Source organism: Flavobacterium johnsoniae UW101 (genome assembly GCF_000016645.1).
Classification (GTDB): domain Bacteria; phylum Bacteroidota; class Bacteroidia; order Flavobacteriales; family Flavobacteriaceae; genus Flavobacterium; species Flavobacterium johnsoniae.
This window is the reverse complement of record NC_009441.1, coordinates 4,931,813-4,953,139: the sequence shown is the minus strand read 5'-3', so window position 1 is coordinate 4,953,139 and position 21,327 is coordinate 4,931,813. Positions and strand designations below refer to the sequence as shown.

Sequence of the window (21,327 nt, the reverse complement as noted above, 5' to 3'; positions counted from 1 at the left end):
AATATATAAGAAAATGAAATTAATACGTTTTGGAGAAATCGGAAAAGAAAAACCAGGAGTTTTAATTAATGAAAAAAGATATGATGTTTCTTCTATCGTTTCAGACTTTAACGAAAGCTTTTTTGAAGATAATGGTTTAGAAAAATTACAAAAAGCATTAGAAAGCAATCCTTCTTTGCCAGAAGTTGATGCGAGTATACGTTTGGGATCTCCGGTTGCGAGACCTTCAAAAATAATCTGTATCGGATTAAATTATGTGGATCACTGTAAAGAAACCAATGCTCCAATCCCTACAGAACCAATTATTTTCTTTAAATCAACAACTTCTTTATGCGGACCGGATGATGATGTAATTATCCCTAAAAACAGTGTAAAAACCGACTGGGAAGTGGAGCTGGCATTTGTAGTAGGCAAAAAAGCAAGTTATGTTGAAGAAGCAGAAGCTTTAGACTATGTTGCAGGTTATGCATTATTGAATGATTACAGCGAAAGAGAATTTCAAATCGAGCGCGGCGGACAATGGGCAAAAGGAAAAGGATGCGATACATTTGCACCTCTTGGGCCATTTTTGGCTACGAAAGATGAAGTAAAAGATGTTGATAATTTATCGATGTGGTTAAGCGTAAACGGTAAAAAATACCAAGACAGTAATACTTTAAACCTTGTATTCAAAATTCCTTATTTAGTACACTACTTAAGTCAGTTTATGACTTTGCTTCCTGGCGATATCATTAGTACAGGAACGCCTCCGGGAGTTGGTTTGGGTATTAAACCAGATCCAATTTATTTGAAAGCAGGCGATGTTGTAGAACTTGGAATTGAAGGTTTGGGAACAAGCAAACAGACTGCAGTTGCATATAAAAAGTAATTATTAAGTCGTTGGGCATAATTTTTTAAACACATAGGAACATAGATTTTGTTTATCTAAAAAGACGTTTCACTTGCATTAACAAACATAGCTATGTGTAAATGATGTATCATTTATTTTAGTTTTCTTGTTTAAAAAGGAAAAAATCTATGTTTCTATGTGTTTAAAAAAAAAACGAATTGTACCCTACGAGTTAGTTTTAAAAAAATCAAAGATGAAATTTATTGTATGCGAAAAACCGCAGGAATTTAAATTAAAAGAAAAAGAAATTCCCGAACCAAAAGAAGGTGAGGTTCTTTTAAAAATAAAAAGAATTGGTATCTGTGGAACTGATATTCATGCTTTTGGCGGAACCCAGCCGTATTTTGAATATCCTCGAATTCTGGGTCACGAATTGGCAGCAGAATATGTAAAAGGAAATGCTGCAGGTTTTAAACCGGGCGATAAAGTAACTTTTATTCCATATTTCAACTGCGGAACTTGTGTTGCCTGCCGAAACGGATTAACAAACTGCTGTGTAAATATCAAAGTTTTTGGAGTTCATATTGATGGCGGAATGGCCGAATATGTTTCGATTCCGGAACAATATTTACTTCACGGTCAGGGATTAGATTATGATGAACTGGCTTTGGTTGAACCATTGGCAATTGCTGCGCACGGAGTACGAAGAGCGGCTGTTAAGTCAACTGATACGGTTTTGGTAATGGGAGCAGGGCCAATTGGAATTGGACTGATTCAGTTTGCTAAAATTGCCGGAGCAAAAGTGATCGTAATGGATATCAACGATTACAGATTAAATTTCTGTAAAACCGAATTGAATGCCGATGAAACCATCAATCCGTTAAACGATGATGTAGCCGCAAAATTGGCTGAATTGACAAACGGTGATATGGCAAATGTGGTAATTGATGCTACAGGAAACCAAAAAGTAATGAACAGTGCTTTCAATTATATTTCGCATGGCGGAAGATTTGTTTTAGTGGGGCTTCAAAAAGGTGAATTGAGTTTCAGTCATCCTGATTTTCATAAAAGAGAATCTACTTTAATGAGCAGCCGAAATGCCACTATTGAAGATTTTGAATATGTAATGAAATGCTTGAAAGAAGGTAAAATAGATCCTAAAAAATACATTACGCACAGAACAAGTTTCTCAGAAATGATTACTGATTTTGGACAATTAATTGATCCTAAAAACAATGTAATCAAAGCGTTAATTGAGATAGATTAAGAGTATATTGTAAAGTACTGTTTGTCATTTCGACGAAGGAGAAATCTTCGCAAGAAACTCTACAAAGATTGTCGAATTTCTAGATGGAGCTTCTCGCGGAGATCCTTCCTTCGTCAGGATGGCAAAAATGCTGTAAAAATTTTAAACACATAGAAACATAGATTTTTATTGTTTTTAAAAGAGAATAAAAAGAAACTAGTTTCTTAACACATAGCTATGTGTATTTATGCAAGTGAAACGCCTTTGAGCGGTTTTAAAATCTATGTTTCTATGTGTTTAAAAAATCTAACTATTATTAAACTTTAATAACCACGAAAATGGATTTAAATTTAAAAAATAAAATTGTCGTTGTTTCCGGTTCAGCTGGAAAGGAAGGCAGTATTGGAGAAACAATTATTAACCGAATTGCAGACGAAGGTGCGATTCCGGTTTTGGTTGATAGAAATGCAAGAGGTTTCGCTTACGCGGAAGCTTTCCAAAAAAGAGGAATTGATTCTTTATTTGTGCAGACAGATGTAACTGATCCTGTAGAAATCGAAAATGCGGTTAAAACAATTGTGGCAAAATACGGAAGAATCGACGCTGTCATCAACAATGTTGGTGTAAACGACGGCGCAGGTTTGGATGCTTCTTACGAGGAATTTATGGATTCTTTAAAACTGAATGTAGTAAGTTACTTTTTACTGGTTAAATACGCGCTCCCGTACTTAAAAGAATCAAAAGGAAATATCTTAAATATTGGTTCAAAAGTAGCTTTAACAGGGCAGGGCGGAACTTCTGGTTATGCTGCAGCAAAAGGCGGCGTTTTAGGACTTACAAGAGAATGGGCGGTAGATTTAATCCAATTCGGAATTCGTTCTAATGCTATTATTATTGCTGAAAGTTATACTCCTGCATACGAAGACTGGATTAAAACTTTGGCAGATGGAGAAACCGTTCTAAAGAAAATCAACAAAAGTATTCCGTTTGAAGGCAGAATGACCAAAACAGAAGAAATTGCAGATACGGCTCTTTTTATTATTTCTGATCGTTCATCTCATACTACAGGACAATTTGTTTTTGTAGATGGCGGTTACGTGCATTTAGATCGTGCTTTAATCAACGATGTAAACTAATTCAGGATGAATAACCGAATTGATTCTCATCAGCATTTTTGGAAATTTGATCCCGTTAGAGACAGCTGGATTGATGAAAGTATGTCGAAAATTCAAAGAGATTTCCTTCCGGAAGATTTATTGCCTCTGCTTAAAGAAAACAAGTTTTCGGGTTGTGTAGCAGTTCAGGCAAGTCAGTCTGAACATGAAACCCATTTTCTTGCAGATCTGGCTTCAAAAAATGATTTTATAAAAGGAATCGTAGGCTGGGTTGATCTTCGTGCAGATAATATTTCAGATCGGTTGCGTCATTTTTCTTCGAATAAAACCATTAAAGGATTCCGACATGTTGTACAAGGTGAAGCCGATGATTTTATGTTTAGAGAAGATTTCCGCAACGGAATTTCGGCTTTAAAAGAGTTTGATTTTACGTATGATATTTTGATTTTTCATCGTCAGTTACCAGCAGCGATAAGTTTGGTAAAAGATTTTCCAAACCAAAAGTTTGTAATAGATCATATTGCAAAACCAGATATTAAATCAGGCATTATAGATTCATGGAAAAGCGGTATAGAAGAAATTGCAAAATACAATAATGTATGGTGTAAAGTTTCTGGAATGGTCACAGAAGCCGACTGGAAAAACTGGAAACCAGAAGATTTAAAACCGTACTTGGATGTAATTTTTGAAAATTTCCCAACAGATAAAATACTATACGGTTCAGATTGGCCGGTTCTAAATGTAGCTTCTGATTATAATGAGGTTGTGAAAACTTTAGAAGATTATATTTCGAAATTTTCTATCGAAGACCAGAATAAAATTTGGTTTGAAAATGCAGTTTCGTTTTATAATTTGAATCAATAATTTTTTAGCCGCAGATTAAAGGATTTTCACAGATTTTTTTAATCATTTTAAGCCTTTAATCTGTGGCTAAATATATTTTACACGCAAACTTGTTAAACATAGCCCATAGTTTCAACCACGGGGACGTAATATTATCACGCTTCGTATTGTGTTCCCGTGGTTGAAACCACGGGCTATATTTGAATATAGGATAGAATTAAATTAGATGTCGTATGTCATTGCGAGGAACGAAGCAATCACATTTGCTATATCAAGCTTTGTCGAATATTTAGTGAGATTGCTTCGTTCCTTTCCTCGCAATGACAAAGCTAGTTCTTCAAAACATCATTTCCAGAATCCCATTTCTTCTGCCAGGCCGGATATTTTTTCAATGCTTTTTCCGGTTTATCCGTATACCATGCATAACCGCTTCTGCGCTCTCGGCTTACTTCTGCAAGCGAATACAAAAGTTCACTGTTTCTATCTGAGAATAAAGGTTTATGAGTTCCTAATTCGTAATATCTCGTCCAGATTGGCGGTGCAGCAGTATCAGTTACTACACGAACATCATTAGTGATTTTTTTGTATTTAGATTCCATTTCCGGAGCCTGAAAACTTTCAACCCTTGTATTGTAAATTTTAGAATCCTGAAACCATTTTACAGCACCTTGCACCGAAGCAATTATTTTTTCATTCGGATTATCGATTGCCATTAAAAACAGTACAATATCAACACTTTCTGCATTACAGATACTTGGCGGTTCAAATTTTCGTGCCCACGCTGGTAAAAGCGTAATTTCATCATGCTGCTGACACCAGGCGGTTAATTTTTCATCTTCTTTAATCTGCATTTTTAAAATACAATCAATGCCTTTTTCGTAAGACGCCGTTACTTTTTTTCGGGTTTTAATATCAATAAATTCAAAATCAGGATCATTGTTTACAATCTTTTTCAAAAGATTCATGATGCCCATATAAGCGCCGTCATTAAATGTAATATGTCGGCTGTACCCTTTTTCCAGTGGATAATATTGAGGCCAGCCTCCGTTGCCGTATTGAGCTTCCATGATAAAATCAATTCCTTTTAACGCGCCGTCTTTATATTTAGCGTCTTTGGTCAAAGTATAAACCTGAGCCAGATAATTGACATGTGTGTAAGTTGTTTCATTGTCAAAAGTTGTATGCAGAATTGGTTTTGTTTTAATAACCGTATCGATTTGCTTTGGAGTCAGAATTGCTTTCATATCGTAATTCTTTGGCCATCCGCCATTATTACGCTGAAAAAGCAAAATATTATCAGCGATTTTCGCATAATCCGTTTCAGCATATTGAGGCTGATTTGGAATCGGATTTACGATATTCGTTTTATCTTTAATGTGGTACCAATGGTTGGTGCCGTCAGTAAAAACTTTGGTGCTGATTAGTGATTTTTCCTCTTTGTTAGTCTGCGCATTTGAATGTAGAAACGAAAAAGCACAAAGACTTACAACAACTGCTTTTGAACTATTGATAAATTTCATATTGAAATTGTGATTAAAATTTTACAGCTCCTTTTGGAACATCATTTCCAAGAGTAGTCGTTTTTGAAAAATCTAATTTTTTAGAAGAAACCAGTTCTATATTTGCGTTTCCTTCACCATTTATATTTACAGCTTTAGCAGATGTAGAATTAAACTCAACATCTTTTAAAGACATATTTTTTACATTGTAAACTTCAAATACATTGCTGTTTTCGATATCCAGTTTCGCATTGGTAATTTTAATTCCTTTTGCGTCAATAATAGAAAATCCTTTTTCAGCCGTAACTGTCAAGTTTGAAATTTCGATATTTTCAAGATTCATTTCAGGAAGACCTTGTAAAAATACTGCCTGCTGTGCACCTTTGATCGTAATGTTTTTGATTGAAATGTTTTTAAACTGAGGCGTTTCAATCGTTACAGGCATTGCTTTGTTAACGATTTTGTCTCCGCCTTCTTCTAAAGTTTCAGCAATAGATTTTCCTCCATAATACAAGTTAAAAGAAATAGCCTGCGATGGAATATCAGTCATAAAAACATCTGAAATAAAGATATTTTCTACAACACCGCCTCTGCCGCGTGCACTTTTAAAACGCAGACCAACATCAGTTCCCATAAAAGTACAATTTGAAACATGCAGGTTTTTTACACCTCCTGACATTTCACTTCCAACCGTTACGCCGCCGTGTCCGTGATATACGATATTGTTTCTCACAATAATATTTTCGCACGGAATACCTCTTTCAAGTCCATCCTTATCTTTTCCGGATTTAATACAGATGGCATCGTCACCCACATCAAAACTTGAATTTTCAACCAAAACATTTTTACAGCATTCTACATCAAGACCGTCACCATTTTGAGAATACCACGGATTACGAACCGTTACATTTCTCACAATTAAATCTTCTACCATAAAAGGGTGAATATTCCAAGCTGGTGAATTTTGAAAAACTGGACCGTCAAATAAAACTCTTTTGCTGTTTTGAATACTTACCATTACCGGACGCAGAAAATCGTGAATAGTTTCAAATTCTTCTTTCGTTTTTAAATCCGGACGTACGTTTTGATCAGCACCTTTAGAAGCGTTCATAAAAGTTTCAGATGGATACCAGCTTGTTTTGTCTTTATTTAAAACCCCGCCTGAACTGACAAATTTTTTCCACTGGCTTTCTGTCAACTTACTTTTTTTAACCTGTCTCCAAACTTCTCCAGAACCATCCCAAACACCATTTCCGGTAAAAGCAATGTTCTCAAGATTTTTACCATAAATAGGAGAGATGCATCGCCAGGTATTTAGTCCTTCAAAATTAGTTCCGATAATAGGATATAATGATTTGTCTGTAGAAAATTTTATTAAAGCGCCTCTTTCAGCGTGTAATTCGATATTGCTTTTTAGAATAATTGGACCTGTAAGCCAGATTCCCGGAGGAATAATAACTTTTCCGCCGCCCTTTTTAGAAACAGCATCAATAGCATCAGCAAAAGCCTTCGTGTTTAAGACATAACCACCGTTAACCGCACCAAAATCTTTTATGTTTACACTGTTTTTAGGAATAACCGGCTCTTTGATTTTGGCCATTTTAAATTCAATGTCTTTGTAAGTATCAGACGCTTTTTGTGCCAAAACCGGTACAGAAAAGCTTACTGCCAGAATGGTCAGTGCTGTGCAGAAAAGGTTAGTTAGGTTAGTTTTCATTCGTATTGTATTATGGTTAAAATTTACTTTTTGAGTATTTTTTGATGCTGAGTCGATTTTTTATTAGTTAATTTTTTGATTCATGAATAAAAATATTCTCATAAAAAGGATAATCTAATAATGTAATCGATTACACAAATCTATTAAAAAAATATTACGAAACGACATTTTTGATTTAATTATAACACATTTTTTGTGAATTTGATTTTTTTAATGAGGAATGGTTTAACATCATTATCTCATTTTTTAACTCAAAAAATAATGCAATGCTTACTGTTACAGGAGGGTACAGGATGCTTGTCATTTTATATTCTTTTAAATTGTCCCAGTTATTTGGTAAAAGTGTTAAAAATACATTTATTTGTAAAAATTATAGCGCTTTTAATTAATGCCTCGTAATTTTATCTCAAGAAAAAAATCAATACTATAAATAATGCGTTTAATTCCTTTCAACAAATTACTGATTGTTTTTTTAATGGTATTCACACTTTCGGCAAGTGGCGCTGAAATTTGGGTTTCGCCATCAGGAAAAGATTCAAACCTCGGAACAAAATCAAATCCGCTGGCAACAGTTCACATGGCAATGCGAAAAGCCAGAGAGCTTCGTCGCTTAAAAGATCCGTCGATAAAAGGTGGTATCAGAATCATAGTAATGAACGGAACATATTATTTAAACGAACCATTATTTGTAAGACCTGAAGATTCTGGAACTGCCGATAGTCCGACAACAATCGAAGCCGATGTAAATGCAAGACCCATTATAAGCGGTGGAATTGAAATTAAAAACTGGACAAAATCGACAACGGTTATCAACGGACTTAAAAAAGGTGCTGTTTGGGTGGCTGATGCTCCTAAAAAAGCTGGAAGTTTGATTGATTACAGACAATTGTGGGTAAATGGCAAAAAAGCTGTAAGAGCTAAAAATACCGCCGGAACTACAATGGAACGTATTTTATCGTGGAATCATGAAGAACAAACCTGCTGGATTCCGTTTAAAGATAAATCGGTTAAGTTTGAGCCGGGAATGGAAATGTTTATTGTGCAATGGTGGTCGAATGCTAATCTTCGAATCAAAAATATCGAAGTTCAAAAAGACAGTGCCAAACTTTCGTTTGAAGAACCAGAAAGCCGTATTCAAAGCGAACACCCATGGCCTGCACCTTGGATTTCTAAAAATAATGGGAATTCGGCTTATTTCTTAAACAATGCTTTTTCGCTTTTAAACGAGCCTGGAGAATGGTATTTGGACAAGAAAAATGCTAAAATTTATTATGTTCCGAGAGCTGGAGAAGAGATTAATTCGGCAGTTGTAACCGCGCCCGTTTTAGAAAATCTAGTTGAAATAAAAGGGACAATTGATTCGCCTGTACATCATTTTCAATTTAAAGGAATTTCGTTTCAATATAGCAACTGGCTTCGACCTTCACAGCAAGGTCATGTGCCGTTGCAGTCCGGATTGTATTTGTTAGATGCTTATAAATTGAAAGTTCCAGGAACGCCAAATCAGGCGAGTTTAGAAAATCAGGCTTGGGTGGGAAGACCTCGCGCAGCAGTTGAAGTAAATTATGCTAATAATATTCAGTTTGAATCTTGTCGTTTTGAGCATTTGGCTTCGACTGGTTTAGATTTAAATAAAGGAACAAATCACAATACTGTAAAAGGAAATTTATTTAAAGATATTGGCGGAAGTGCCATCAACGTTGGAATTTTCTCTGAAGAAGCTTTTGAAGCGCATTTGCCTTTAATCATAAAAGATGAAAGAGAAATGTGTTCAGATGAAGTGATTTCAGATAATTTGATCACCAACGTAACCAATGAAGATTGGGGAACTCTAGGAATCAGCGCTGGTTTTGTTAGAGGCATCACAATTGAACACAACGAAATTTCAGATGTTTCATATTCCGGAATGGCAATGGGCTGGGGTTGGACGCATACGCCAAACGTGATGCAGAACAATAAAATTCTAGGAAATAAAATTCATCATTATGCGAAACATTTACATGATGTTGCTGGAATTTACACGCTTTCGGCTCAGCCAGGAAGCCGAATCGAAGAAAATTATATTGACAAAGTTTACAATAGTCCATACGCGCACGATCCGTTTTTATGGCTGTATTTGTATACTGATGAAGGAAGTGAAGGTTTTACGATTAAAAACAATTGGATTGCGGAAAAGAAAATCCTTAAAAACCATAACGGTCCAAAAGGAAATATCTGGGAACACAATGATCCTTATGTAAGCACTAAAATAAAAGATGCAGCCGGAATCAGAGCGCCATATAAAGATTTAGAAAAAGAAGTTGTAATCGATGAAAAATGGGGATTGCAGGAAATGCCAAAACCGTATGCAATCGAATTGATAGGTTCTGATTTTGATATCGAAAAAATCAAATCGACATTGACAGGATTTAGAATCGTTGGTCAGGAATTGTACCAATGGAAAAATCATTTAGTTATTTACGGAAAGATGAATCAGCCCGAAAGAACAAAGCGAAAACTGGCAGGTGCTTTTCCTTCTTTAGAAATTAAAATCTATGATGATTTGGTTTACGATTTCCAAAATTTCGAAAGATGTAAAGATTCAAAACCTGCATCGGATTGGGAAAATGTGGTTTTAACTGCCAACCTTCCTGCTGATGAAAAACTACAAAAGGAATACGTAGAGTATCATAAAACACAATTCGAAAAATGGCCGGAAGTTGCAAAAGGCTTCTGTAACGCCGATTTTCAGCAATTGCAGGTTTTCAAAAAAGACAGACAATTGATCTTGGTAATCAGTATTCCGAAAGGAGAAAATCTGGATAAATTAAATCCGAAAACAACACAAAATAATCCTCGTGTAGACGATTGGAACGCCTTAATGAAAAAATACCAATCTGGAATTGAAGGCGCAAAACCAGACGAAACTTGGATTTTCTTGAATAAAGTATAGATTTAAGAATTAAGATTAACGATTGTTGATTTTAGATTTTTCTACATCAACAATCAAAAAAATATAGATTTTTAAGTACAATAAATTAACGAGTGTTATTCAAATCAGCAATCAAAAATCGTTAATCAACAATCAAAAATAATAAAATGCCATGTTAAAAATAGCCATTCTGGGACTTGGAGAAGGACGAAGCACAATGTCGGCTGCAATAGAAAGTTCAAAACTAGAACTCGTCAAAATATGCGACCGAAACGAAGAATTGTGCAAACAAAGAGCAAAAGAATTCGATTTTCATTTGTACACCACCAATTACGACGATTTATTGAATGATGAATCAATTGATATTATTGCGATTTATACGCCAGATCATCTTCATGCACAACATGTGAAACAAGCTTTGTTACACGGAAAACATGTTGTTTGTACAAAACCTTTTATTGATGATCTTTCGGATGCAGCAGCACTATTAGAATTAAGCAAATCAACTGGTAAAAAAGTTTTTATTGGGCAAAGTTCTCGTTTCTTTGAACCAGCCAAAAGACAAAGAGCCGATTATGAAGCAGGTTTAATAGGAGATTTAATTACTATTGAAGCACAATATCACGCTGATCACAGATGGTTTTTAAAGAAAGAATGGTCGCTTTTGCAATCGTTTAAATGGTTGTACGGAGGTTTGAGTCATCCTGTAGATTTCATCAGATGGTATTTGCCAAATATTCAGGAAGTGATGGGTTACGGAATGATCAGCAGTAACGGACAAAATGCAGGATTGAAGAATGAAGATACAATGCATTTTATCTTCAAAGCTACCGATGGAAGAATTGCCCGTGTAAGCGGTGTCTATACTTCGCCGACTCAGCCTGCACAACGCGACAGCGGAATGAGCACGATTTTAAGAGCAACAGAAGGAGCAAGCCAAGCCGATTATCATGAATTGCGTTATGCCGTTACTGATAAAACGGGCGAAGAAAAAGTAGTGACATGGGGCGATAGCACTTTAAAATATTACTTCCGTTTTGAAGGACAAAGTCATCATGGCGGAGAATATCAGAATTACTTAGAATATTTTACAGATAGTATCGAGCAAGGTTTTGAAGCCTATCCAAATATGGAAGAAGGAATTGGAACCGTGGCTTTGTTACAAGCAATGGATAAATCTTTGCAAACTGGAATGCCGGTTAAAATTGCCGATATTCTTAACGAATACGGGCTATGAACAGCATCTACGATAAATTAACCACGCTCGATTTTGTAATTGTAGCGGGTTATTTGGTGGCTTTATTGGTCATTGGATATGTGGTAAGTATGAAGCAGAGAAATAAAAACGAAACGCTTTTTCTGGCCGGAAATTCATTAAACTGGTACAGCATCGGGTTTAATATGTGGGGAACCAACGTTGGGCCTTCGTCATTATTGGCTTTTGCGAGTATTGGTTACGCTACGGGAATTGTAGCGGGAAATTTCGAATGGTACGCATTTGTGTTTTTACTGCTTTTGGCAATGGTTTTTGCACCAAGATATATTGCGAGTAAAGTCAGCACAATGCCTGAATATATGGGAAAACGCTACGGCGATAGTACGCAGAATATTTTGGCTTGGTATGCTTTGGTAAAAATATTAGTAAGCTGGTTGTCTTTAGGATTATTCAGCGGAGGCGTTTTAGTACGTCAGATTTTGGGAATTCCAATGTGGCAGAGCGTTACGGTTTTAGTAATTTTCTCTGGAATATTTACGTTTGCTGGAGGATTAAAAGCGATTGCAAAAGTGAATGTTTTTCAAATGATTCTGCTGATTGTCGTTTCGCTTACACTTTCCTTTCTAGGCTTGCAGAAACTAGGCGGAATCGATGTTTTAATCGCCAAAACACCTTCTAATTTTTGGAATTTAGTCCGTCCTTCAGATGATGCGCATTATCCGTGGCCTGCTATTTTGTTGGGATATCCTGTTGCTGCAGTTGCTTTTTTCTGTACCGATCAATCGATGGTGCAGAGTGTTTTAGGTGCGAAAAACCTAGAGCAGGGACAATTAGGAGTAAACTTTATAGGATGGTTAAAAGTGATGGCGTTGCCGTTGTTTATTCTTCCCGGAATTTTGTGTTATGCCTTATATCCAGAATTAGGAAGCAATTCTGATTTGGCTTATATGACAATGGTTACGAATCTTTTCCCAAGCGGAATGAACGGTTTGGTAATCTGTGTTATGATTGCGGTTTTGGTGGGAACAATTGGTTCTTCGTTAAACGCTTTGAGCACCGTTTTTACGAATGATATTTATGTAAAGAAAATAAACCCGACGGCGACGATTCAGGATCAGATTAAAATTGGACGCTTAACAATTGCTGCTGGATGCGTTTTTGCGATTTTAATCGCCGTTGCGATAGACAATATCAAAGGGCAGAATTTATTCAACATTTTTCAGGCAGTTTTAGGTTTCCTGGCGCCTTCGTTATCTGTTGTTTTCCTTTTGAGTGTTTTCTGGAAACGCACCACTAAAAAAGCCGTAAATGCAACGCTTTCTTGGGGTTCTGCATTTAGTTTGTTTGTTGGAGTTTTATATTTATGGATTTTCCCTGCCGATAAATATCCAGTTTGGCCTCACTTTTTATTGATTTCGTTTTACATTTTTGCGGTGCTTTTAATTACAGCCGTTATTATTTCTTTAACCGATAAAAACCCTGAAGTTAATGTTTCAGATGAAACGGATATTCCTAAAACTAGCAAAAAGGTGAAGCTTTTGTTTGGTTTGCTGGGATTGACAATTTTGGTTTTGTATTTGGTTTTTAATGGAAATTAAATTTTCTTCAAACTCTTATAATTTTAGAAACGCTTCTTTGATAAAAGGAAGCGTTTTTTTTTTGCTTTTTAAAAATTTTTCACACATTATAATAATTTAAAAGAAAGTAAATACGTGTTAAAAATTGAAATAAAATTGTAAGTTTGCTTTAAGAGATAACTTTTTTTGAATTTAATGAAATAGAAATCTTGCAGTAAAATTTAAATGGATTTAAAATGAACTATTAATTAAAAGTTCGGTTTATATAAGAACTTTTAATTATCTTTGCTAAGTTGATATTATGAGGATTATTGGGAAAAAGACGATTTTAAAAATTAAAAAGAAAAATATAGGTAATAAAAAACTATGCGATGAAATTGATAAGTTAATTGCTGATTTAGAAAGGTTTAATTCTAATGAAAATAGTATTGACGAAATTAGAAATGATGCAGATTGTGTGCACAACGACGGTTTTTATTTCTTCAATATTAATATCCATAGAACACTTATATTGATTGAGCTTGATGAGGATGGTGAGGCTACAATTGTATGGGCAGGAACGCATCAGGAATATGAATCAACATTTAAAAATAACAAAGCAACTATTGAAAAATGGTTACGAAAAAATAACTATATAGAATAATGAAAACACATTTTGATATAGAAAAAATAGTAGAAAGAGGCGTAATCACAAACGAACTAGATTATGAAAGAGCTCTTATTGCTGACCGAAAATTAAGGCTTTTGGCGAAAGATAATATACATTTTAAAAACTTAAGATCTAATTTACGTGACATAATTCAGAAGTATGAAAATTCAGAATGGAATGATGTTGATAAAATTGATGATCAAAAAATTTTAGAAAGTGATAAATCTGAACGCATAGCAGAACTGGAGAGATTGTTTCTTGAAAATAGGAAACAAATAATAAGAAAGAAACTCAAAGAACTTGAATTAACTCAGGAAAATCTGGCTTTAATTTTAGGTCATAAAAGCAAAACGTATATGTCTGAACTTATGAATGGTATTAAACCATTTACTTTGAGAGATTTAATAGTGATAAATCGACTATTAAAAATAGAAATAGCGGTTTTGATTCCAGTATTCCTTTCAAAAGAAGATCAAACTAAAGTACAAGAAGCTGTAATAAAATTGGGCAAACCAAAGGTAAAGCTAACCAGCGCTGATTTAGTTTTGTCATAAAGTTTTAGAATTTTCAACTTACAAAAAAACGCTTTCCTTACAAGAAAGCGTTTTTTTATGATTTGTTCCCAGTCGAAAGCAACAACTCCCGAATATCAACCTTCAAATATTTAGCAACCTCATAAAGCGTTTCAATAGAAGGCTGAGCTTCATTTGTACACCAACGCGAAACAGTTGATACGGTTTTGCCTAAATGATTGGCTAATTCCTTACTAGTTCGATTGTTTTCAACTAAAACAACTTTTATTCTATTTAATTTAAGTTTCGACACAATGTTGATTTATTGACATTTCATGCAAATATCTTATAATTTAAATATAATAAAAAGAATACTTTAAATACTCAAAATTGCCCTAAAACAATAATTTAGTGTCTAAAAAATATTATTTGTAGTATAATTTTTACTATTTTTGTTTCAATGAAATAAAAATAAAATGAAACAATCAGTGAAAAGACGATTAAAAATACAGCCAAAAACAATTTCAAGACGTGATCATCGATACGTTATATTTCCAGAAATACGTCTTTACGGAAAATGGCTTCAGAAAATCGGTTTTAATTACGGGAATTTCGTAACGATTGCACAGCAGCAAAATAAAATCATTATTACAACCAATAATGAAATTGAAATAAAATAAAAAAACACCTAGCTTTTCAATTTAGAAAACAGAGTGTTTTTTTTATGAAAGTAAAATGCCTTTTAAAGCACTTTTGCAATTTGTGTGTTTACACGAATGTTATTAGGAGCGTCTAAGCCTGGTGTTTCATAAGTAGTGAAATCTAAATTTACACCCGGTCTAAAAAGCAAACAATGTGTTGAGCCTCCAAAATGAAACATACCCAGTTCGTCGCCTTTTTTTACAACGTCGCCGGCTTTTACTGTTATTTGACAGCTCGAAACCTCTGCCATACCCACAGGTATTACACACATAAGTCCAATGGCTGGATTATCTGCTTCAATAAATATAACAGCTCTGGTGGCAACTGCTGTTAAAAAGGGCTGTGAATTGTTAGGTGCACTCGAATCGGCTCCTGCTGGATTGTAGAAACCCTGATATAAATTTTCTAAATAATAAGAACCATTTATTACAGCCGTTTTTACAATTTTACCGTTTACAGGACTGTGCCAGCGATGGTAACTCAAGGCACTCAAAAAAGCCTGATAAACTGTTCCTCCATCAAATTGAGGTGCAAGTTCATCAAAATTCATCATGTTTTCTAAAGAATATGGCTGTCCTTTTAACCAAAATTGATCTGACAATGCCACATTTTTAGCCACTTGCAATGGCGCCGACTCGCAGGCATTTACAATAATTGAATCATCATTGGGTGCAGTAACTGGACGTACATTTGGACAAAATAATCTCGTAAAAAAATCATCCCAGCTTTTAAAACCGTAATATGGATCTGAAGGATCTGAAATAAAAACATCAGAAAATGTAGCATTAGGCGGAATAGGATTCGATTCTAAACCTAATGCTCCTTGGGCAACCTGCATCATTTCTGATTGTGCCACTTCGCTCAACCAAGCAATTACATTCTCAGAAGGATCATTTTCTATTAAAACATAGCGAGAATCTTCTGTAACCAAAAATTTAGACCAGTAGTTTAATATTTTTTTTAGCTGTTGATTGACTAAAGCATTTGAAAAAACATCATAACCGAAATTGGTAGCCATTGGCCAAGCCAAAAGAGCATTAATAGGAAAACCAATCATACCTGCAGGCGTTTGATTTCCAGGAGCGCCAGTTTGGTAGGCTTCGGGAGCGGTTTGCATGATTCCGTTTAGTAAAACAAGAAAATCCTCAAAAGTCATTGGTTCTGGTTCCCAAAGTAGAGGGGTTCTTTGTTTTAAGAAATAAGCTTCGGCAAACATTCCCTGCACATTCGCATACAAAACAGGATCTGAATACACTAGATTTTGAAATTCGGCAATTTCAGGAATAAGTGGTGTTGGATTTTTTTTAGTCAGTTTTTTGATTTTTACAATCCAATCTTCTACAATTTGTGGGTTTTGTGGCAACCAGCCTCCCAATAATTGTTTTGCTGTTATAAATTGTGTTGTTTCCATGGTCTTTTGGGTTAAATTTATAACGAAGGTATTTTGGAAAATAATTCAAAAACATTAATTAGTTATAGAAGGACTTTTTTGTGTTATGAAGCTCTCATATCATTGACAGGAAACTAAAGATTTCATAAAAAAAACACATAGCTTTCAATCGAGAAAACTATGTGTTTTATTATGAAATGAAATGCCTTTTAAAGACAATTCAAATACTATGTTTTTATGTGTTTAAAATTATTCCTGAGCTTTCTTTTTCTTCTCCAAATTAGGTAAGAATCCAGTAATAACCCCAATTAAAGGCAGAAATGCACAAATCTTAAATACATATTCAATACTTGTAGCATCGGCAATTTTTCCTAAAATAGCAGAACCTAAACCGCCCATTCCGAAAGCAAAACCGAAGAAAAGACCCGCTACAAGTCCGACTTTTCCGGGCATTAATTCAGTTGCATAAACTAGAATTGCTGAGAATGCAGATGAAAGAATCAATCCGATAATTACAGATAAAGCTCCAACCCAGAATAAAGAAACGTAAGGTAACATTAAAGTAAACGGTGCAACACCTAAAATAGAAACCCAGATTACATATTTTCTGCCATATCGATCTCCAATTGGTCCGCCAATTAAAGTTCCAGCTGCAACAGCGCCAGAAAACAAGAATAAATACACTTGTGACTGCTGAATCGTAATGTGGAATTTATCTATCAAGAAGAAAGTATAATAACTCGTAATACTGCTCATATAGAAATATTTAGAAAAAATCAGAACCAATAAAATAATCAACGAAGCAATTACTCGGTTTTTAGACAAATGATGTGTTTCAATTTGATGAGAAGCTTTATTGGCATTTCTTTCCGATAAATGTGCCGTGTACCAAATCGCAATTTTATACAAAGCAAAAACACCGACTAACGCAATAATACAAAACCAAGCGATATAAGATTGTCCGTGCGGAATAACGATAAAAGCAGCTAATAATGGTCCGATCGCACTTCCTGCATTTCCTCCCAATTGAAAAATAGACTGCGCCAAACCTCTTTTTCCGCCAGAAGCCAAATGCGCCACACGTGAAGATTCTGGATGGAAAATTGAAGATCCGATTCCGATTAAACTTACTGATAATAATAAGTTGATAAAACTCGAAGCGATCGAAACAAAGAAAAGTCCAACCATTGTAAAACACATTCCAATAATCAGCGAGTATGGTTTTGAGTTTTTATCGGTATACATTCCCACAAATGGCTGTAAAATAGACGCTACCATTTGGTAAGTCAAAGTAATAATACCAATTTGAGTAAAACTTAAACTAAAATTATCTTTTAAAAGCGGATAAATTGAAGGAACAACAGCCTGTAAAAGATCATTAATTAGATGAGAAAAACTAATGATAAATAAGATCGAATAAGTGGTTTTTTTAACTATGTCAGGATTTGCTTTAATAGTGTCCATGAGATATTTTTTGATTTTTAAATTAGGTTAAAAAACAACAGCTGTATTATTTTTTGCAAAGATTAAAAGAATAGTAATGTCAGAATTGCTATATTTGGACAATGAATAGTCAATATCGGACATATAGAGTAGCAACGGATTTTGGATATCAAGTAGATTCCTCAATCCCGGTTATAGGTTATACTGAAACAGTTAACAACGAAATGTGTATCTCCCATTCGCATCCAAGAGCTCAATTGATCTATGCAACTCGTGGCGTAATGAATGTTGTGGTCGGCAATAACATTTGGGTTGTAAATCCGTTGCAAGGCCTTTGGATTCCAAGCGGAGTAGAGCATCAGGTTACTTTTCAGAAAGACGTTAACTATTACAGTGTTTTTATTGATCCTTCTGCAATTGGAGGATTGCCAGAAAAGAGTTTTTCGTTTGATATTCCGATGTTTTTAAAGCAGTTGGTTTTCAAAATTATTTCTTTTGGAACAAGTGGTAACTTAACAGAATCACAATTAAGGATCATTTATGTCTTTTTAGATGAACTGGCTTTAATAGTGCCAAGCGCCACTTTTTTGCCTACTACAAATGATGAAAGGCTGCAGAAAGTGGTAGAACTTTTAATGAGTGATGTTTCGAGTAAACAAACAATTGATTATTATGCCGAACTTTCTTTTATGAGTAGCCGAACTTTATCACGATTATTCATAAAAGAATTGGGAATGAATTTCAGCGATTGGCGCACCAGAATGAAATTACTGGAAGCCATTAAAAGATTGGGCGAAAAACAATCCATAAAAGAAATTGCTTTAGATTTAGGTTACGAAACAGCTAGTGCTTTTATTTATATGTTCAAAAAGCATTTGGGCAAAACGCCTTCTAACTATATTTTAGAAGATGAAAATGAATCTGAAAAGATGATTGCTTAGATTGTTAGCCTAAATTAGAACGCGGATAAAACGGATTTACTTCGTAAAGACGTGGATTGACACGGATTTTTTAAACACATAGAAACATAGATTTTTATTTTCTTTGCTAAATAAGAATAATGAAAATGACTAGTCATTAACACATATGTGTATGTAAGCAAGTGAAACGCCTTTTTATGTGCAAAGGAAGTCTATGTTTCTATGTGTTTAAAAAATCCGTTTTCATCCGCGTCTTCGCAATAGCGAATCCGTCTCATCCGTGTCCCATAAAATTCTAACATCATTTTTTTTAGTACTAAAAAAGTGATAAGTCATAATTTTTCCCTTAAAAATTTATCAAGAATCATAGTTTTTTATGAAATAACAGGATACTACAGGTTGTGAAATGTAAAAATAACACTTATCTTTAGTCCCAAAATAAACTTACTATGCTAAACCGCTTTTCCATTTTTAAGACTTTACTTCTTTTTGTTTCCCTTTTTTGTTGTTCGTTATCATCAGCACAAGAAAAACCAAAAGAAGCGACATGGATCTGGTATCCAGGAGATTTCGAAGTTTGGTTAAGCAATAAAATGCAAGTAAGACGCACAGAACGTGAAGCTGTGTTTCCGCCACTTTGGCAATATTATAGTCCGTATGCTTTGGTCACTTTTCAGACAGAAGTAGATATTCCAAAACCAGACGAAGTGAAAATCTTTTCAGAAGGCCCTTTTCAATTACTTTTAGATGGCGTTCAGATTTACGGACAGCCAAAATCAATCGCAGTTCCTGCCGGAAAACACAAAATTTCTTTTAAAGTTTACAATCAGGAAGTATTACCGGCTATTTATATTAATGGAAAATACATTAAATCTGATGCTTCATGGAAAGTTACCAACGAAGATAAACTTTGGATTGATGAAACCGGAAAAGCACAACAATCTGGTACGCCTTGGGTTCCAGTTGGTTCTTGGAATTTTAATTCGCCAGAAAACAAACCTTCAGGATTTAAATTAACAACCAAACCTTTAAGTGCTAAAAAAACAGAAAAAGCAGGAATTGGTCAACTAGTAGATTTTGGTAAAGAAACTTTCGGTTACATTAAAATTCACGGCTTAAAAGGAAAAGGAAAACTTGCTCTTTATTATGGAGAATCTCGCGAAGAAGCGTTGGATTCTGCCAAATGCGAAACTTTAGATCATTTATCTTTCGACGGAAAACAATCTGAAACTTATACGCATGATGGATCGAAAGCATTCCGCTATGTTCAGGTGCAAGCAGATGCAGGAATAAAATACGATTCGATTTCGATGCTTTATGAATATTTGCCATTAGATTATCGTGGGGCATTCAAATCTTCGGATGAACAATTGAATAAAATTTGGGATGTGTCGGCTTATACGATGCATTTAACTTCTCGAGAATTTTTTATTGACGGAATTAAACGTGACCGCTGGGTTTGGTCTGGCGACGCTTATCAAAGTTATTTAATGAATTATTATTTATTCTTTGATTCGGCTTCGGTAGAAAGAACTTTGTTAGCGCTTCGCGGAAAAGATCCTGTAACGGCTCACGTAAACATTATAATGGATTATTCGTTGTATTGGTTTGTTGGTGTTTACGATTACTACTTGCATACAGGCGATACGAAATTTATCAAAACTTTTTATCCAAGAATGAAATCACTTATGGATTTCTGTTTAGAAAGAAGAAATAAAAACGGATTTTTGGAACCTTTAGAAGGCGACTGGGTTTTTATTGATTGGGCAGATGGACTTCCAAAAACAGGCGAAGTGAGTTTTGAACAGATGCTTTTAGCGAGAAGTCTTGAAGCGATGGCGGTGAGTGCTGAAATTGCTGGTAAAAGTGAAGATCAAAAACAATATCAAAAATTAGGAACTGATTTAAAAACGAAGTTATTTGATGTGTTTTGGGATAAAAAAGAAAACGTAATGAAACACCAACGTATCGATGGAAAAATCCAAAACATCGTAACGAGATACGCTAATATGTTCGGTATTTTCTTCAATTATTTTACTGAAGAACAAAAACAAAGCGTAAAAAATAAGGTGTTGCTGAATAAAGATGTTCTTCAAATTACAACCCCATACATGCGTTTTTACGAGTTGGAAGCTTTGTGTGCGATGGGCGAACAGGATTATGTTTTAAAAGAAATGAAAAACTATTGGGGCGGAATGCTGAATGAGGGAGCAACATCTTTCTGGGAAGAATACAATCCGAACAAAAAAGGAACAGAGCATTTAACGATGTACGGTCGCCCTTACGGAAAAAGCCTTTGCCACGCTTGGGGCGCAAGTCCGATTTATTTATTAGGAAAATATTATTTAGGTGTAAAACCAACCGCTCCAGGTTATTCAGAATATGAAATTAAACCAAATTTAGGAGGATTAAAGTGGATGGAAGGAAAAGTGCCAACACCAAATGGAGAAGTTGCCGTGTATTGCAGTACCAAAGAAATCAAAGTAAAAGCAGGCGAAGGAGAAGGAAAATTAATTTTTGAAAGTGCCAGCAAACCTAAAACAAACTCTGGAACAATTACAGAATTAGCCAAAAATAAATATCAGTTGATTGTAAAACCAAATGTGGAGTATAAAGTGAGTTACAAAGCTCTATAGTTCTTAGTAATTAGTGCCTAGTCCTTAGTGATTAGTCGTTAAGTTTTAAACGTCTAGTTTGTCATTGCGAGGAACGAAGCAACCTCACTATGATTGCACAAAGCTTGATATAGTAAATGTGA

17 protein-coding genes are annotated in these 21,327 nt (G+C 34.8%); 12 read left to right on the top strand and 5 right to left on the bottom strand.

Annotated features, from left to right (window positions below; translation table 11 throughout):
• Window positions 1-13: 13 nt before the first annotated feature.
• The 4 genes from FJOH_RS21300 (at window position 14) to FJOH_RS21285 (ending at window position 4,054) form a co-directional block, all read left to right on the top strand.
• On the top strand, window positions 14-868 hold the full coding sequence (locus tag FJOH_RS21300) for a fumarylacetoacetate hydrolase family protein (protein ID WP_012026094.1): 855 nt from the start codon (window positions 14-16) through the stop codon (window positions 866-868).
• Window positions 869-1,082: 214 nt separating this feature from the next.
• A complete protein-coding gene (locus FJOH_RS21295; RefSeq protein ID WP_044048491.1) occupies window positions 1,083-2,096 on the top strand; it encodes a zinc-binding alcohol dehydrogenase family protein in 1,014 nt (337 codons plus the stop codon).
• A 317-nt stretch (window positions 2,097-2,413) separates the two neighbouring features.
• On the top strand, window positions 2,414-3,211 hold the full coding sequence (locus tag FJOH_RS21290; protein ID WP_012026092.1) for an SDR family oxidoreductase: 798 nt from the start codon (window positions 2,414-2,416) through the stop codon (window positions 3,209-3,211).
• Window positions 3,212-3,217: 6 nt separating this feature from the next.
• A complete protein-coding gene (locus FJOH_RS21285; RefSeq protein WP_012026091.1) occupies window positions 3,218-4,054 on the top strand; it encodes an amidohydrolase family protein in 837 nt (278 codons plus the stop codon).
• Window positions 4,055-4,362: 308 nt separating this feature from the next.
• Here FJOH_RS21285 and pelA read toward each other — a convergent pair whose 3' ends face one another.
• Window positions 4,363-5,553 (bottom strand): pectate lyase, encoded by a 1,191-nt coding sequence (gene pelA / locus FJOH_RS21280; protein ID WP_012026090.1) that lies wholly within the window; start codon window positions 5,551-5,553, stop codon window positions 4,363-4,365.
• A gap of 13 nt (window positions 5,554-5,566) precedes the next feature.
• A complete protein-coding gene (locus FJOH_RS21275) occupies window positions 5,567-7,249 on the bottom strand; it encodes a glycoside hydrolase family 28 protein (protein ID WP_012026089.1) in 1,683 nt (560 codons plus the stop codon).
• A 433-nt stretch (window positions 7,250-7,682) separates the two neighbouring features.
• Between FJOH_RS21275 and FJOH_RS21270 the strand changes: the two genes are divergently transcribed.
• The 5 genes from FJOH_RS21270 (at window position 7,683) to FJOH_RS21250 (ending at window position 14,156) form a co-directional block, all read left to right on the top strand.
• The gene (locus FJOH_RS21270; protein ID WP_012026088.1) at window positions 7,683-10,181 is read left to right on the top strand and encodes an L-rhamnose mutarotase; all 2,499 of its coding nucleotides are present in this window, start codon (window positions 7,683-7,685) and stop codon (window positions 10,179-10,181) included.
• A gap of 151 nt (window positions 10,182-10,332) precedes the next feature.
• Window positions 10,333-11,397: a Gfo/Idh/MocA family protein gene (locus tag FJOH_RS21265; protein ID WP_012026087.1), complete on the top strand. Its 1,065-nt coding sequence runs from the start codon at window positions 10,333-10,335 to the stop codon at window positions 11,395-11,397.
• Window positions 11,394-12,974 carry a sodium:solute symporter gene (locus tag FJOH_RS21260; protein WP_012026086.1) on the top strand — a complete coding sequence of 527 codons (1,581 nt, stop codon included), beginning with the start codon at window positions 11,394-11,396 and terminating at the stop codon, window positions 12,972-12,974. The genes FJOH_RS21265 and FJOH_RS21260 overlap by 4 nt, the downstream gene beginning before the upstream one ends.
• 280 nt (window positions 12,975-13,254) lie before the next feature.
• Window positions 13,255-13,596: a type II toxin-antitoxin system HigB family toxin gene (locus tag FJOH_RS21255; RefSeq protein ID WP_012026085.1), complete on the top strand. Its 342-nt coding sequence runs from the start codon at window positions 13,255-13,257 to the stop codon at window positions 13,594-13,596.
• Window positions 13,596-14,156 (top strand): helix-turn-helix domain-containing protein, encoded by a 561-nt coding sequence (locus FJOH_RS21250; protein ID WP_012026084.1) that lies wholly within the window; start codon window positions 13,596-13,598, stop codon window positions 14,154-14,156. The genes FJOH_RS21255 and FJOH_RS21250 overlap by 1 nt, the downstream gene beginning before the upstream one ends.
• A gap of 55 nt (window positions 14,157-14,211) precedes the next feature.
• Here the strand turns inward: FJOH_RS21250 and FJOH_RS21245 are convergent, their stop codons facing one another.
• Complete coding sequence (locus tag FJOH_RS21245) at window positions 14,212-14,427, bottom strand: helix-turn-helix transcriptional regulator (RefSeq protein ID WP_012026083.1); 216 nt, start codon at window positions 14,425-14,427, stop codon at window positions 14,212-14,214.
• A gap of 163 nt (window positions 14,428-14,590) precedes the next feature.
• Here FJOH_RS21245 and FJOH_RS21240 point away from each other — a divergent pair, with 163 nt between their 5' ends.
• Window positions 14,591-14,794: a SymE family type I addiction module toxin gene (locus tag FJOH_RS21240; protein WP_044047979.1), complete on the top strand. Its 204-nt coding sequence runs from the start codon at window positions 14,591-14,593 to the stop codon at window positions 14,792-14,794.
• A 62-nt stretch (window positions 14,795-14,856) separates the two neighbouring features.
• On the opposite strand, the gene FJOH_RS21235 is transcribed toward FJOH_RS21240, so the two are convergent.
• Window positions 14,857-16,227: a phosphatidylserine decarboxylase family protein gene (locus FJOH_RS21235; protein WP_012026082.1), complete on the bottom strand. Its 1,371-nt coding sequence runs from the start codon at window positions 16,225-16,227 to the stop codon at window positions 14,857-14,859.
• A gap of 228 nt (window positions 16,228-16,455) precedes the next feature.
• Window positions 16,456-17,670, bottom strand: coding sequence for an MFS transporter (locus FJOH_RS21230; RefSeq protein ID WP_012026081.1), 1,215 nt, complete (start codon window positions 17,668-17,670; stop codon window positions 16,456-16,458).
• A gap of 101 nt (window positions 17,671-17,771) precedes the next feature.
• On the opposite strand from FJOH_RS21230, the gene FJOH_RS21225 reads away from it, so the two are divergent.
• Both FJOH_RS21225 and FJOH_RS21220 read left to right on the top strand, forming a co-directional pair.
• Entirely contained in the window at window positions 17,772-18,590 is an 819-nt protein-coding gene (locus tag FJOH_RS21225) for an AraC family transcriptional regulator (protein WP_012026080.1), read from the top strand.
• Window positions 18,591-19,018: 428 nt separating this feature from the next.
• Window positions 19,019-21,205, top strand: coding sequence for an alpha-L-rhamnosidase-related protein (locus FJOH_RS21220; protein ID WP_012026079.1), 2,187 nt, complete (start codon window positions 19,019-19,021; stop codon window positions 21,203-21,205).
• Window positions 21,206-21,327 lie beyond the last annotated feature (122 nt).